The sequence below is a fragment of the Listeria sp. MAN/IMW/UF464 genome (assembly GCF_058683955.1).
On the sequence record NZ_JBZWZP010000001.1, the window covers coordinates 1365336 to 1380040 of the forward strand.

The following is a 14705-nucleotide window of genomic DNA, read 5'->3' on the forward strand; positions in this document are numbered from 1 at the left end:
ATAGCGTTTTTTTACAATTTCTCATTAAATCTTCAAATTTCCACCAATAAAGTGGCAATTTGGTATCATTTATGTGGATTAAATTTTGTTAATTTTGTTATTATATATTATAGTTAACGAAAGAGTAAAGGAGCTGCTAACAATGGATGCACTATTTAACCACAAAGAATTCATTCGGTTATCTCACGAAGGTAACATCAACTACGAAAAATTAAAAGTTCCAAAAAATACTGAATTAGTTAATACAGCCGACCAAAGAAATAGTCATGTCTATTTAATTATCGACGGATTTGTTTCCATTTCTATGAACCCAGAATCAAACAGTATTTACACGATTCTTGGAAAAGGCTCCTTCGTCAATTACTATAGTCTATTCCAAGGAAATGTAGATGACTTTTTATTTAAAACGATATCAACTTGTACGGTTTATAAATACACGTTTAAAGATTTAGAGTATTTTCTTTCAATGTTTCCAGAGAACTTTGGTTTTCAATTTTTCATTATGCGTGACTTGGCTCGCCATGCTTTCTTCAAAAGCCTTTCATCCGAAACAAGTTCCTCCGATAAGTTAGAGTTATCTTTTATCAACATCGGAAAACTTCACGGCACTCCATATGAAAAAGACAGTGTCATTTTACCAAAAGAAATGCGCACTAGTGTTATAGCCGCTTACAGTAATCTTTCAAAAAGCAGTTTTTACAAACAATTAGCGCGTTTAAAAGACCAGGGAAAAATATGGAAAAACGATAGAGAATGGGTTCTTAAGAATAAAGAGGTATATGATTATTTAAAAGCAAGAGAAATTGATGTATAACAAAAATCCGCCCAGGAAAATAGGCGGATTTTTGTTTTGCTATAGATATTTTTTTCATTTAATCATTTCAACTGTCTTAATGCTTTTTTCCTCAGCATCATTGTAAAGATTCCATATATTGCTATCGTAATTAAGATGGTAAATATTAACTGGAATGTCATTGTTTGCTCCATGAAAAAGGGTCTTTGTGTCATCATTAAATAAAATATGATTGGATGTAAGATATAGGGTAATAAGGTGTCGCTACCAACTATGTCCATTATCGTTCTTTTAGTTGGGACGATAGCGATTAATAAAAATATCCATAAAAAGGCTAAGAAGAACGACGCCATAACATTCACTATATAACCTACTGTAGTGACGCTAAATGCCGTTTTATTTAAAAAGCCATAAAATAAATTAAGGAATTCATCTGGTTGTGTAGAAAACAGATTATATAAGACTATGACTAATACCAGAGTAATTATGCCACATATGTACTTGTACTTTTTTAAAAATATACGTAATTTGTTAAAACCGCTTCTATCCAGATAGAAACCTGCAATGAAATACGGGAAAAAGCTAAGGATTCTTGTAATAGTTAAAAATTGCGTGCCATAAAAGTATCTATTTGTAATTGCAACAACGAGTAAAACTAAAACGATCAGTAATACATCTACCGCATATTTGCCTCGTTTATTTGCATACATGGCGAACAGCATCCATACTGCCAGCGCTAACAAATACCATAAATGAAATGCTGGGGTAATTAACATTTTTAAATCGATGTTTTTATAGTAGCCCGTCAGTAGTCCTAATAGTAAAAATAATGGCTGGAACATAATAAATAATCCTAACAACCTACCTATTTTCTTAAAGGTAACTTTTTGACTAAATATCCCATTAATAAAAATAAAAGCTGGCATATGAAACGAATAAATAACGTCAATTACTGCTACTTCTTTAGGTCCCATTACTAACAAAAAATGACCGAACATCACTAGAAATATCAAAATACCTTTTATGTTTGATAGCTGATAATCATACTCTTTTTCTTTCAATAGATCACCTCGATGAATTTATAATAAAACTATGTATGAAATTAGTATTCTTGTCAACTTAAAAATTAGCATCTCCCCTGCTTACTTGGCTAAAGTCTAAAAAAGAAGTTCTTTATTATCTAAAGAACTTCTTTTTTTCACAATTCATATAACACTACTTCATCAGCAGCAAGTGATTTTTGTACGTCAATAATTCGTTGGTTGCTGGAACCGCGGAATGCTAAGTTTGGATCGAATAGCTTTTGTTCAAAGCGGCCATCTACAAGGACATCTATTAAGGATAAAAGTTCGAGTTTGTCAGTTGTTTCTTGCATCATTTCATCCCAAGTGTAGCCTGTCCATGACCAAATGTCTTTCGTTTTCCCATATGTCGCGCGGATTCGTTTCACGACAGATAGGCATGTGGCGGTATTTAAAAATGGTTCCCCGCCAAGCAACGTCAGACCTTGAACGCTCTCATGTCCGATGTCTTTTAGAATATCGTCTTCTAATTCTTTTGTGTAAGGTTTGCCGTATTTAAATGATTGCGCGGCCTTGTTGTAGCAGCCTTCGCAGTGGAAAGGACATCCAGATACATATAAACTGCACCGGACGCCCTCCCCGTCGACAAAGTTGAATGCTTTATAGTCGGCGATATACCCTCTGGATAATTCATTCGACTTCCATTCGCACGGTTTTGGATTATTCACCTAAGTTCTCCATATGTTTCACACGATTGCTAATTTCTACGTGGCGTCCATGAACCATTGGACGTTTCATCGGATTACCTAAATAACCACAAGTACGTTTTACAACATCTGCTTTTTCAGGATCAGTGTTTCCACAGCTTGGGCATTTAAAGCCTTCTTCTGTAGGAACAAATTCACCTTCAAAATCACATTCGTAACATTTATCAATTGGTGTATTTGTACCAAGGTAAGCTACACGATCATAGGAGTAATCCCATACAGCCTCAAGTGCTTTCGTATTGTGAACCATTTTTGGATACTCACAATAATGAATGAATCCGCCAGAGCAAAATTCTGGATAATCTTTTTCAAAATCGATTTTTTCAAATGGTGTGATTTTTTTACGAACATCATAATGGAAAGAGTTTTGATAATAGTCTTTATCTGTAATGTCTTTAATTACGCCATATTTTTCTTTGTCTAAACGGTTGAAACGGTCCGTTAAGCTTTCACTTGGAGTAGAATATACGCTAAACCAGTAGCCATATTCATCTTTCCAATTATCAGCATAGGCTTTTAGTTCTTTCACAATATCAAGCGTAAAGTTTTTTGCTTCTTTGTCGCCTTCCCATTCGCCGCCATAAAATACAGTTGCAGCTTCGTAAAGACCGATATAGCCGATCGAAATCGTAGAGCGTTCTTTATTGAATAGTTGATCGACATTTTCACCGTCTTGTAGTCGTTTGCCAAAAGCTCCATATTTATAAAGAATTGGCGCGTTTTCTGGACGAGCTTGACGGACACGGTTTAAACGGAAAAGTAGCGCATCTTTGACTGTTTTCATGCGCTCGTGGAAAATTTCCCAGAAACGTTCTTTGTCCCCACCACTTTGAATGGCGATTCGCGGAATATTAAGCGTTACAACCCCAAGATTGTTTCTTCCCGCGTTAACATGTTCTCCGTTTTCATTCTTCCAAGCTGGTAAAAATGAACGGCAACCCATTGGTACTTTGAAATCGCCTGTTAAACGAACGAGTGAATCGTAGTTAAGTACATCTGGATACATCCGTTTTGAGGAACATTCCAGCGCTAATTGTTTAATGTCATAGTTCGGATCTTCCGCATTTAAATTAGTTCCACGACGAATCGAAAATACTAATTTCGGGAAAATGGCAGTATGTTTATCTTTACCAACCCCGCCAATACGAACTTTTAAGATTGCTTTTTGAATTTCGCGGGCAAACCAATCTTCCCCAAGACCAAAGCCTAGTGTGACGAATGGAGTTTGGCCGTTACTTGTATATAATGTATTGATTTCATATTCTAAGCTTTGCATCGCATCGTAAATATCTTTGCGTGTTTTTTCCGCTGCGTAGCCTTCTTGTTTTTCTGGAACGACCCATTCTGTCGCATCTTTTTTGTGTTTTTCAAAGTTTAAACGAGCGTAAACGGATAATACTTCATCAATTCGGTCAACTGAGCAGCCGCCGTACTGTGAACTTGCTACGTTTGCAATGATTTGAGCAATTTGTGCTGTAGCTGTTTGGATTGATTTCGGGCTTTCTACGTTGGCATTACCAATCGTAAATCCTTTTGATAACATTCCTTCGATGTCGATTAAACAACAGTTTGTCATCGCATGGTATGGACTGTAGTCTAAATCGTGAAAATGAATTTCCCCTTTTAAATGAGCGTTCGATACGTGTTTTGGTAGCATGTATTTTAAGGCATAGCTTTTTGCTACGGCTCCTGCTGTCAAATCGCGTTGTGTATTGAAAACAGTCGCATCTTTATTTGCATTTTCGTTCACTACTGTTTTATCTTTTTGTAGTAATTTTTCTACGCTTTTGTGCATATCTGTGATGTTTTCGCGCTCGTGATCCCGGTCGTGACGATACTCTATGTAAGCCCTCGCTACATCAGGATACGTCGATTTCATTAAAGTGTTTTCGACGCATTGCTGGATTTCATCGATGGTCATATCTGTCTTGTTAGGTAATTCACTTACAACCTCAAGCAAAATCTCTTCTAAAAAAGTTTCGTCCTCTAATTCAATTGCTTTCATGGATGCTTCAACGGCATTACGAATTTTAATTAAATCAAAGTTTGCTTTGCGGCCATCCCTTTTTATCACCATTTGTTCATTAAGTTGTTCCACGTACATGATAATCCCCCACTAACTATATATTGTGTCTGCTATAATAATATAACACAATATAAAGTTTTTTTGTAATGATATCTGGGGATTTTTTTGAATTGGGACTAAAGAATTAAAAGCCATGAAAAATCTTTCACATAAAAGGTCTTTTGTCACTTTACTTCTTTTTATTTTTTTGCTACTTATGCAAGTTGCCCAACAGATGAATTTTTTCTTTGTGCAAATTGCCATAGTTTTTGTAAAGCGTTTTCATATACAATAAACACAAGTTAAAAAATAGAAAGAGGCGAAGTAAGTTGGCACAATTATCATTAGAACATATTTATAAAATTTACGATAACAAAGTAACTGCGGTATCTGACTTTAATTTAGAGATCGATGACAAAGAGTTCATCGTTTTTGTAGGACCATCTGGTTGTGGTAAATCTACAACTTTACGTATGATTGCTGGATTAGAAGAAATTTCTAAAGGCGAACTATCTATTGATGGTAAAGTAATGAACAATGTTGCGCCAAAAGACCGCGACATCGCAATGGTATTCCAAAACTACGCATTATATCCACATATGACTGTATATGATAATATGGCATTCGGTTTAAAACTTCGTAAAATGCCAAAAGACGAAATTAAAAAACGTGTTGAGCATGCAGCAAATATTCTTGGCTTAACTGAATACTTAAAACGTAAACCAAGTGCACTTTCCGGTGGTCAACGTCAACGTGTTGCTCTAGGTCGTGCAATCGTTCGTGATGCAAAAGTCTTCCTAATGGATGAACCACTTTCCAACTTGGATGCGAAATTACGTGTGCAAATGCGTGCGGAAATCACAAAACTTCACCAACAATTAGATACTACCATGATTTACGTTACCCATGACCAAACAGAAGCAATGACAATGGCAACTCGTATCGTTATCATGAAAGACGGTGTTATCCAACAAGTTGGTTCACCAAAACAAGTTTACGATCACCCAGTGAATATGTTCGTAGCCGGCTTTATTGGTAGCCCAGCAATGAACTTCTTCAAAGGTCGTTTAGAAGGTTCTAACTTTATCGGTGATGATTTCACTATCGCTGTTCCAGAAGGTAAACTTAAACTTCTTAAAGACAGAGGATTTGACGGTAAAGAAATCGTTTTCGGTATTCGTCCAGAAGACATTCATGATGAACCAATCGTTATTGAAGCAAACCCAGGTTACACTTTCAAAGCGACTACTATTGTTGCCGAGCTTACTGGTGCTGAATTCATGCTTCATAGCCGCGTTGGTACACACGAATTCGTAGCTCGTGTTGATGCTCGCTCTGAACACCAACCAAATGAAGTATTAACTTTAGCATTTGAAATGTCTAAATCTCACTTCTTTGACCCAGAAACAGAAGATAACTTAACTGACTAATATACTTAAAAAATCCCCGCCACATGTGGCGGGGATTTTCTTATTTTTCAAAAGGAAATTTAATTCCCCACTGCGACCTAACATCACTCATAATCGCGATAACATCATTCGTTAATTGATAGGTTGTATTTTCTCCAGTTGCAATACTTTCTTCCATTGCTGTAATTTCATATTCTAATGCTTTATCTGTTTCACCCGCTTTGATTTCTTCTACTTTTCCTGTCGCGGTGTATGTAACCGTTGCTCGGTCTGCCCGCGGATACTCATCTACAGTGATAAATCCTTCTTCACAGGCTATAACACCGCGTTTTGGTACTTTAGCTCGGAAAGAAAGCGACACTACGGCCAACTCTTCTTCTTTATTTTTCAGTAAAATACCTGATTGTTCGTCCACGCCCGTCTCGAATTTCTTCATCGTCGTTAATACTTCATCAGGTGCCGCGCTTAAAAAGTAACGCGCGAAACTCAATGCATATGTACCAATATCAAGTAATGCCCCACCAGCTAAATCCATATTATAGAAACGATTTTTCGGATCCTTTTCCTTAGCACTGCCGAAAGCTACTTGGATAATTTTAAGTTTACCAATTACGCCTGAATCAACTATTTCTCGTAATTTCTTATAAAGCGGCATATGGAAAATCGTCATGGCTTCCTTAACAATTAGCCCTTTTTCCTTAGCTAATGCATTTATTTCATTCAATTCCGCACTGCTTACAGTAATCGCTTTTTCTGCTAAAACATGTTTCCCATTATGTAAACTTTTCATAATAAATTCGTAGTGGTTAGAATGAGGTGTAGCAATATACACTACATCAATCATAGGGTCTGTAAGCATCGCATCAAAATCATCGTATACCTTTTCAATCCCGTATTGATTTGCAAAAACTTGTCCCTTCTCTAAACTTCGTGCTCCTACTGCATAGATTTCGCGATTTAACCCTTGCATTCCTTCCGCAAATTGGTGCGCAATCGAACCTGGTCCAAGAATTGCCCAGTTAAGCTTTTTCATCGTGGAATTCCCCCAAATATTTATTTTCGAACTTGTCAAAAACTATTGTATCATATATAACTATTCCGATTCGCACATGGTATACTTATGTTATTAACTAAAAAGGATGATTTTATTTGACTAATAAATATTTAATTTGTTCGGATATTGATGGTACACTACTGCGCCAAGATCAGACTGTTTCTGAGAAAACCCGTGATTTAATTCAAACTTTAGAAAATGACGGTCATATTTTTTCAATTTCTACTGGACGGATGTATCGTTCCGCCCGGGAAGTAGGTTTTCAAGTTAGTAAGTCTGGTCATGTTATTGCATCCAATGGTTCTTACGCAGCCATTCGTGACGAAGAGTTTCTTAAAACCACTTTAGAAGAAAAAGCCATTCGTGAAACATATGATATTATGCGCGATTTTGATTTACCACTATTTTTCTTCTCTACAAATACATTATTCTACACAAAAGAACCACCTGAGTTTTTCCGAGAGCTTGCTGATAAAAGCCGACTCGATACTGGACATAATAGTTTTTCACTCGTTTCTATTAATGATTCGCATGTTTTTGATGAAAACATGAATCAATTTTTAAACGCCATCGTAGTTTCAGAGGACGATACGTCTCGACTAGCCGATGTGCGTCAAGCGTTAAATCAAGCAAATGGAATTCGCGTACTTTCCTCTCACCATAATAATTTAGAGATTCTCCCTGCTAATTCTGACAAAAAAACTGCTGTAGAAGCGCTTGGAAAATATTACGGTATTCCTAGAGAAAGAATTATCACATTTGGTGATGGTGAAAATGATATTGGCATGCTACAATATGCAGGAACTGGTGTTGCAATGGCTAACGCAAGCGATAATGTCAAAGCAGCAGCAAATCAACTTACAGACACGAATGAAGCAGACGGGGTTTACAAATTTCTAAAAGAATTCATTTCATAGGAAAAGAGGAAAAGGGATGAAAAAAGGGATTTTAAAGTTGTTTCTAGTGTTAGCTTTAGTAGCTGGTATTTCGGTACCAAGCTCCATTCAAGCCGAAGCCGCAACACCAACGATAAAAGTGCATTTCATTGATGTTGGTCAAGGGGACGCCATTTACATCAAGGCTCCTAGTGGCGAAGATATTTTAATCGATGCCGGCAACAAAGGAAAAGGGAAGATTGTAGTTAATTATTTGAAGAAATTAAAAGTAAAAGATATTGAAGTCATGGTTGCTTCTCACCCAGATGCAGATAATATTGGCGGTCTGCCCGAAGTGATGAATAGCATTAAAGTCAAAAGCCTTTATGCGCCAAATTCCACAAACACAACAGCTGCTTACAAAGATTTTGTCAATACAGCCAAAAAGAAGAAACTACCAATCAAAACGGCAAAAGCTGGTGTAAAATTACCAATTAAAGGTGTAAACGCACAATTTGTAGGTCCTGTAAAAACATACGGAAAAACAGATCGCAATAATTGGAGCGCCGTCCTTCACCTAACTTATAAAAAAAATACCTTTCTTCTCACTGGAGATGCTCAAACAAAAGCAGAAACAGATATGATAAAAGCGAAGAAAACTTTACGAGCTGACGTGTTAAAAGTAAGCACTCAAGGCTCAAAAACAGCTACTAGTAAAGCTTTCGTCAATGTTGTAAAACCAAAATATGCGATAATAAGCGTTGGTAAAAACGGCTACGGCCACCCTACCTCGCAAACGGTTACCACATTAACCAAAGCAAAAGCAAAAGTTTACCGAACAGACCGCAACAAAACCATCGTTGTTACTGGTAATGGCGCTAATTATACAATAGGAAAATAAATTATTTAAAAGAGCTAGGAATGCACAACTGCTGTTATTCCTAGCTCTTTACTGTTATTTATTTTTTTAGACGTTTTACCTCACAAATGTGGCAAAAATATTACGATTACTTTTCTCACAAACGGGTAATTGCATAAGACAAGCTATTTAAAGGGTCTTTTTTTAGTACCTTTATTCACTTGTACGATGATACAATATACTTGTGTACATACAACTGAACCTGAAGGAGACGAAATAAAAGATGGCCTATCCATTTAATCACAAAGAATTTGTTACAATGATGGAACAGTACAATTTAAAATCCAACAGCATTACTATACCAGAACACACGGTACTAAATGATTTAGTTCTCGAAAATAAAGACTGCGTTTATTTATTAAAATCCGGTATATTAGCAGGATATATCGATTTTGACAATGATAAAATTTATTCTATATTTACTTCTAATTTTTTCATGGGTTACTACACCATTTTCCAAAATAGACCTCTTGTTTTGACGTACCAAACTTTAACAGAATGCGAAATCATCATCTACAAGAAAAAAGACATTGAGTATTCTCTTTCCCTATTCCCTGAAAACTTTGGCTTCCAGTATACAATTATGCGATCCATTGCTAAACACGGCTATTATAAATCACTTCTACAATATCGTGATAAAAAAGACCAATTAGCTTTTGTTTTTGAAATGCTTATTAAAATCCTGGATATACAACCTGAAGACGGCGTGGCGATAATCCCTAAAGCAGTCAGCACAACCGTTATTAAAAACTACTGTACGCTTTCAAAAGCATTTTTCTATTCTCAATTAAAAGAATTAAAAGAAGCTGGTATTATTTCAAAAGTAAAACTACAATGGCATGTTAATATGGAAGCACTTCTAGAAAGAAATAATGATGCTATAAGATAAGTAAAAGGATGCAGCATATACGCTGCATCCTTTTTTATTTAATATCAATAGTGTAAATATCAACTTCTTGCTCTTTTTCACCATATGTCGCTTGTTTCGTTTCTTGTTTCGAATAACCTAGATGCTCGAAAAATCCGCGTCCTTTTTCATTTTCAGCTAGAACTCCAAGTGCTAAGGAATCGGCTCCACCATCATTTGCCCATTCTTTAATAGTTTGGTGAAGTACTTTTCCAAGGCCATTGCCACGAGCGTCTGGTGTTAATAATAATAGGCCAATAAACCAGCGACCTTTTCTCGGATAATCAGAAACAATATCTACTAAGCCGATTGGTTTTTCATTTTCATCCAATACCGCCAGTATAAATTTATCGAATCTCGTTTTCCCGTCTGGAATTTCTGTGATAATTTTTAATGCATCGCTTTTTGATGCGGGTTTATTTTGTTCAATTAAATAATAATCTTCTGATGCCGCGCAAACTGCCTCTGCAAGTTCTACATCTTTTTCATTTAAAAATTTCACATGATAATTACGTTTCATTATTTCACTCTTTTCTTTTATCAAGTTTCCATGTCAATCATGCCATAAATTCCCTGTCGTTTCAATAGATAGCCGGAAATCTGTCCTAATTTATGCTATACTAGAATGAGTTTATGATGGAAAAGGAGCTAGTATATTGTATAAATTAATTGCTATTGATATTGATGGAACACTACTGACAGATGATCATAAGGTTACGGATGAAGTAAAAGAAGCCATTCGCCAAGCAAAATTAAAAGGTGTAAAAGTGGTTCTTTGTACTGGACGCCCGCTCGTTGGTGTAGAAAATTATTTAACTGACCTTGAATTACGTGAAGAAGGCGATTACGTGATTAGCTTTAACGGCGCGTTTGTTCAAGATACGTATACAAAAGAAGTTATTTCTCACTTAACGCTTGGCATCGACGACTTAAAAGAAATTTATCAAGTGAGCTTAGATAGTAATTTGCACATGCATTTCTTTGATGACAAAGCGCTTTACACGCCGAACCGAGAAATCGGGAAATACACAATTGTCGAAGCCTATCTTACTGGAAGCCAACTGATTTATAAAGAAATCGAAAACGTTCCAGAAGATTTTATTATGTCGAAAGCAATGTTTATTGAAGAAGCACCCGAACTGGAAGCTGGTATTGCGAAAATGCCTGAATCCTTCCGTGAAAAATACCATTTAGTCCGCAGCACCCCTTTCTACTTAGAAATTCTAAATCGCGACGCTAGTAAAGGCAACGCGGTCAAAGAACTTTCCGAAAAACTAGGGATTAAGCAAAGCGAAGTTATCTGTATTGGCGACCAAGAAAATGATGTAACGATGCTTGAATTCGCTGGACTTGGAATTGCAATGGGCAATGCGCCAGAAAGAATTAAGCAATTAGCTGACTATACAACCGCATCGAACAATGATAGTGGCGTAGCAAAAGCAATTCAAAAATTTGTGCTGGATAAATAATATAAAAACGCAGATTCCTTTCCGAATCTGCGTTTTTTAACTATCTTTTTAAAAGAATATACTTTAAAATATATTAGTAGAGTTTTTTAATAAAAATCGCTTTAATGGAGGTTATATTAAATGGAACATCAAAAACGTTCACCATTCCCGAAAGATTTCTTATGGGGTTCTGCATCGGCAGCTTATCAAATCGAAGGAGCATGGGACGCAGACGGCAAAGGTAAATCAGTTTGGGACGAGTATGTTCGTATTCCTGGAACTACTTTCAAAGGTACAAATGGCGATGTAGCTGTTGACCATTATCACCGTTATAAAGAAGACGTAAAATTAATGGCAGAAGCTGGCCTAAAAGCTTACCGTTTCTCCATTGCTTGGACTCGTATTTTTCCAAATGGTAAAGGCGAAGTGAATGAAGCTGGGTTGAAATTTTATGATAACTTAATTGATGAGTTGCTTAAATATGACATCGAACCGCTTGTAACCTTGTATCACTGGGATATCCCGCAAGCATTATTTGATGAATATGGTGGTTGGGAATCTCGCCAAGTGATTGAAGATTTCACAAATTATTCCACAACACTATTCAAACGTTACGGCGACCGCGTTAAATATTGGGTTTCCTTGAACGAACAAAATATCTTTGTAGGCATGGGTTACAGTCAAGCACTTCATCCACCAAAAGTTAGCGATCCAAAAAGAATGTACGCAGTAAACCACATTGCGAACTTAGCTAATGCTAGTGTTATCAAAGCTTTCCACGAAATCGTTCCTGATGGAAAAATCGGACCAAGTTTTGCTTACACACCACATTATCCAATCGACACAGACCCTAAAAATGTTCAAGCTGCTGATGATGCAGAAGAATTAAACAGTTATTTCTGGATGGATATGTATGCTTTTGGGCGCTATCCGAAAGCGGTTTGGAAATATTTAGAAGAAAACGATATTGCGCCAGTTATTGAAGACGGCGATATGGAACTTCTTGCTTCTGCAAAACCAGATTTCATGGGCGTAAACTATTACCAATCCGCAACTGTTGCTTACAACCCGCTTGATGGCGTTGGTCAAAATAACGAAATGAACTTCACTGGTAAAAAAGGGAGCACGAAAGAAACTGGTGTCCCTGGCGTTTACAAAAAAGTTGTTAATCCTTTCGTGAAAACAACCAACTGGGATTGGACAATCGATCCAAAAGGCTTACAAATTGCGCTTCGTCGTATTAATAGCCGCTATGCTTTACCAATTTTAATTACCGAAAACGGTTTAGGTGAATTTGATAAATTAGTGGACGGAGAAGTAAATGATGACTACCGCATTGACTACCTGAGCGCGCACGCAACCGCTATTCGCGATGCAATCAGTGATGGTGTTGATATGTTAGGATATTGTACTTGGAGCTTCACAGACCTTCTAAGCTGGTTAAATGGCTATCAAAAACGTTACGGTTTTGTTTATGTTGATCGTGATGTGGAAGATGATGCGCCAATGACACGTATTCCGAAGAAAAGTTATTACTGGTATAAACAAGTGATTGAAACTAATGGAGCAGATTTATAAATGATGGCTGACCTTCAAGATCGGCTAGCTAGAATCCAAGCAAAAATCACTGCTTTAAAAGAAAAAGATCCCGATTTGAATTTATTTGGCTCAGAAAGCCACGCCTATAAACTCAACGAACCTTTATCTAATCAAACTCTTACCACGTTTGAAAATGAGCATCAAATTACGTTACCTCCAGATTATCGTGCTTTTCTAGAACAGATCGGTAACGGCGGAACGGGCCCTTATTATGGTTTAGAAACGCTTGAGGACGGACTTTGTTCATCACTTGATTACAAGGATAAAAAGTACGGGGTGCAAACGCTAAGTGAGCCTTTTCCACATACAGATGACTGGATTGCGCCTGGTTATAAAGAAGGAATGTCCGATGAAGATTATGACGCTTGGCAAGAACTATGCTTCCAAGATAAAGAAGTTTTTGGACTTCTGCGCATCGCTAATTTTGGTTGTGGCGTTTCGATTAACCTTGTTGTAAATGGCCCTTCTTATGGAGAAATTTGGGTGGATGACAGAAATAATGACAATGGCGTCTATCCTGATTTTTACTTTGGCAATGAAGAACGTTTAGGCTTTCTTGAATGGTATGAGGTATGGTTAGATAAGTCTATAGAGGAATTTGAATAAAGAAAAAAACCGCTAAAAAGAAGCATACTCTTTTTAGCGGTTTTTTATGCAATGTTCATATCTGATTGCTTTTTATTTTCAAATAATTTGCATGCTATACTCCATTTATATTATAGAAAAGGAGTAGGATGACATGAAAAAATTTATTCTAGCAAGTCTTGCATGTACGGCCTTGATTAGTTTTAGTCCTTTAGCAGAGCAAGTCGAAGTAAATGCTGCTACAACAAACATTGCAACTGCCCCAGAAAAAAATTTACAAGAAGCTCCTCCAGCCACGGTTGATCAAATTTTCCCAGATGATGCTCTAGCTTTTAAAGTCGCACAGGAACTAGGTGTTTCCCAGGATACAGTCGTCACCCAAGAACAACTAGATACTATTGAAACAATGGTATATATAGCTTTCGGTGTGGAAGATTTAACAGGGATGGAATATTTACACAACTTAAAACTTGTAGATTTAAGCCAAAATAACATTAGTAACTTAGATAATCTCGCTAATTTAACAGAACTAGAAATAGTATCACTTAACTACAATCAAATTACAGATATTACTCCGCTAATGAACTTACCTAAGTTAAATAACTTAGAATTAGGTGTTAACCAGATCTCCACCTTACCATCCTTCGAAAATTTAAGTAATTTAAAAATATTAAACCTAAGTAGCAATCAACTAAAAGATATTTCGGCGCTAAAAGATACTCCTCTATTAACTAATTTATCTATTTCAGCAAATAATATATCAGACATCAGTGTGCTTTCAGAATTCGATAATCTCCAACTTTTTTATGCCGAAAGCAATCAACTGACTTCTATTGAGCCATTAAGAAATAAAACACAACTAGAATACTTCGATGCTAATTTTAATCAAATTAAAGATGTTACACCTCTCAGTACCATTCCAACAATTAAGTCAATAAAAATTGAAGAAAATCAGATTAGTGATTTCAGCTCATTGGCAGGTCATCGCTTAGAACTGTTTGAAGCTGCTGGACAAAATGTATACCTTCCAGATGTTGCGCTCGGTGATTCCACTAATATTGTAATTAAAGATAACTTCGGAGTAACATTACATGATTGGGTTTGGTACACTCCAGGAACTTACTCAAATGATACACTTACTTGGGAAAATGCAGGCGATAATTCCGCTTACTTTTTAAATAAACAATATCCAACTATCCCTTCTGTCACAGTCACTGTCTATCAAACAGTCACTCCATAAATAATAAAAGCCTAGTTCTTTT

The 14705-nt window shown here is 36.4% G+C and carries 14 protein-coding genes; 9 read left to right on the forward strand and 5 right to left on the reverse strand.

Translation table 11 applies throughout. The annotated features are described in order from the left end of the window. Positions 1-142 precede the first annotated feature (142 nt). Complete coding sequence (locus AC4PG0_RS06970; RefSeq protein ID WP_003770192.1) at positions 143-814, forward strand: Crp/Fnr family transcriptional regulator; 672 nt, start codon at positions 143-145, stop codon at positions 812-814. 62 nt (positions 815-876) lie between these two features. Here AC4PG0_RS06970 and AC4PG0_RS06975 read toward each other — a convergent pair whose 3' ends face one another. From AC4PG0_RS06975 to nrdD, 3 genes are all read right to left on the reverse strand, one after another. Then, a complete protein-coding gene (locus AC4PG0_RS06975; RefSeq protein ID WP_492167795.1) occupies positions 877-1854 on the reverse strand; it encodes an acyltransferase family protein in 978 nt (325 codons plus the stop codon). 137 nt (positions 1855-1991) lie between these two features. Then, positions 1992-2543, reverse strand: coding sequence for an anaerobic ribonucleoside-triphosphate reductase activating protein (gene nrdG, locus AC4PG0_RS06980; RefSeq protein ID WP_003770189.1), 552 nt, complete (start codon positions 2541-2543; stop codon positions 1992-1994). After that, entirely contained in the window at positions 2536-4686 is a 2151-nt protein-coding gene (gene nrdD, locus AC4PG0_RS06985) for an anaerobic ribonucleoside-triphosphate reductase (protein WP_003770188.1), read from the reverse strand. Before nrdD ends, nrdG begins: the two co-directional genes overlap by 8 nt. 290 nt (positions 4687-4976) lie before the next feature. Here nrdD and AC4PG0_RS06990 point away from each other — a divergent pair, with 290 nt between their 5' ends. Further along, entirely contained in the window at positions 4977-6077 is a 1101-nt protein-coding gene (locus tag AC4PG0_RS06990) for an ABC transporter ATP-binding protein (RefSeq protein WP_003770185.1), read from the forward strand. A gap of 40 nt (positions 6078-6117) precedes the next feature. Here AC4PG0_RS06990 and AC4PG0_RS06995 read toward each other — a convergent pair whose 3' ends face one another. Then, positions 6118-7089, reverse strand: coding sequence for a Gfo/Idh/MocA family protein (locus tag AC4PG0_RS06995; RefSeq protein WP_492167794.1), 972 nt, complete (start codon positions 7087-7089; stop codon positions 6118-6120). Positions 7090-7205: 116 nt separating this feature from the next. Here AC4PG0_RS06995 and AC4PG0_RS07000 point away from each other — a divergent pair, with 116 nt between their 5' ends. From AC4PG0_RS07000 to AC4PG0_RS07010, 3 genes are all read left to right on the forward strand, one after another. Continuing rightward, a complete protein-coding gene (locus AC4PG0_RS07000; RefSeq protein ID WP_003770182.1) occupies positions 7206-8027 on the forward strand; it encodes a Cof-type HAD-IIB family hydrolase in 822 nt (273 codons plus the stop codon). 16 nt (positions 8028-8043) lie between these two features. Further along, the gene (locus AC4PG0_RS07005) at positions 8044-8886 is read left to right on the forward strand and encodes a ComEC/Rec2 family competence protein (RefSeq protein ID WP_033533509.1); all 843 of its coding nucleotides are present in this window, start codon (positions 8044-8046) and stop codon (positions 8884-8886) included. 241 nt (positions 8887-9127) lie between these two features. Then, complete coding sequence (locus AC4PG0_RS07010) at positions 9128-9793, forward strand: Crp/Fnr family transcriptional regulator (RefSeq protein ID WP_003760153.1); 666 nt, start codon at positions 9128-9130, stop codon at positions 9791-9793. Positions 9794-9827: 34 nt separating this feature from the next. Here the strand turns inward: AC4PG0_RS07010 and AC4PG0_RS07015 are convergent, their stop codons facing one another. Continuing rightward, positions 9828-10331 carry a GNAT family N-acetyltransferase gene (locus tag AC4PG0_RS07015; RefSeq protein WP_492167793.1) on the reverse strand — a complete coding sequence of 168 codons (504 nt, stop codon included), beginning with the start codon at positions 10329-10331 and terminating at the stop codon, positions 9828-9830. Positions 10332-10467: 136 nt separating this feature from the next. On the opposite strand from AC4PG0_RS07015, the gene yidA reads away from it, so the two are divergent. The 4 genes from yidA (at position 10468) to AC4PG0_RS07035 (ending at position 14683) form a co-directional block, all read left to right on the forward strand. After that, positions 10468-11280 (forward strand): sugar-phosphatase, encoded by an 813-nt coding sequence (gene yidA, locus AC4PG0_RS07020; RefSeq protein WP_003770177.1) that lies wholly within the window; start codon positions 10468-10470, stop codon positions 11278-11280. A gap of 120 nt (positions 11281-11400) precedes the next feature. Beyond that, positions 11401-12837: a glycoside hydrolase family 1 protein gene (locus tag AC4PG0_RS07025; RefSeq protein ID WP_492167792.1), complete on the forward strand. Its 1437-nt coding sequence runs from the start codon at positions 11401-11403 to the stop codon at positions 12835-12837. Positions 12838-12840: 3 nt separating this feature from the next. Next, the gene (locus tag AC4PG0_RS07030; protein ID WP_187984141.1) at positions 12841-13464 is read left to right on the forward strand and encodes an SMI1/KNR4 family protein; all 624 of its coding nucleotides are present in this window, start codon (positions 12841-12843) and stop codon (positions 13462-13464) included. A gap of 133 nt (positions 13465-13597) precedes the next feature. Next, complete coding sequence (locus AC4PG0_RS07035; protein ID WP_187983962.1) at positions 13598-14683, forward strand: leucine-rich repeat domain-containing protein; 1086 nt, start codon at positions 13598-13600, stop codon at positions 14681-14683. Positions 14684-14705: the final 22 nt, after the last annotated feature.